Below are 680 nucleotides of genomic sequence, written 5' to 3'. Positions count from 1 at the left end.
GTGGCCTGCGTGCGGCCCTTCAGGTGGTTGTTCTCCGGCTGGTAGGTGTACGGGATGAACGCGCGGAACCCGCCCGTGCGGTCCTGCACGTCCCGGATCATCCGCAGGTGCTCGATCCGCTCGGCGTTCGTCTCGCCCGTGCCCATCAGCATCGTGGACGTCGACTCCACCCCCAGGTTGTGCGCGATCTCCATGATCTCCAGCCAGCGCTCACCCGACTCCTTCAGCGGGGCGATGGCCTTGCGGGGACGCTCCGGCAGCAGCTCGGCGCCGGCACCGGCGAAGGAGTCCAGGCCCGCCTCGTGGATGCGGGTGATGGCCTCCTCGACCCCCACCCCCGAGATCCGCGCCATGTGCTCGACCTCGGAGGCCCCCAGCGAGTGGATGACCAGCTGCGGGAACTCCTTCTTGATGGCGGCGAAGTGCTTCTCGTAGTACTCCACGCCGTAGTCCGGGTGGTGACCGCCCTGGAACATGATCTGCGTGCCGCCGAGCTCGACGGTCTCGGCGCAGCGCCGCAGGATGTCGTCCAGGTCGCGGGTCCAGCCCTTGGCCCGGTCCTTGGGCGCGGCGTAGAAGGCGCAGAACTTGCACGCCGTGACGCACACGTTCGTGTAGTTGATGTTCCGCTCGATGATGTACGTCGCGATGTGCTCGGTCCCGGCGTACCGGCGCCTGCG

1 protein-coding gene is annotated in these 680 nt (G+C 68.1%); it reads right to left on the bottom strand.

What is annotated here, in order from left to right; translation table 11 throughout:
* Nucleotides 1-680, bottom strand: a 680-nt coding sequence (locus tag F1615_RS35460; protein WP_149553136.1) for a radical SAM protein, incomplete at both ends; no start/stop codon positions are given.

It is taken from the genome of Streptomyces marokkonensis (genome assembly GCF_008312835.1).
In the GTDB taxonomy this organism is placed as follows: Bacteria; Actinomycetota; Actinomycetes; order Streptomycetales; family Streptomycetaceae; genus Streptomyces; species Streptomyces marokkonensis_A.
The sequence above is the reverse complement of the archived record's forward strand: the minus strand, read 5'-3'. Positions and strand labels throughout refer to the sequence as shown.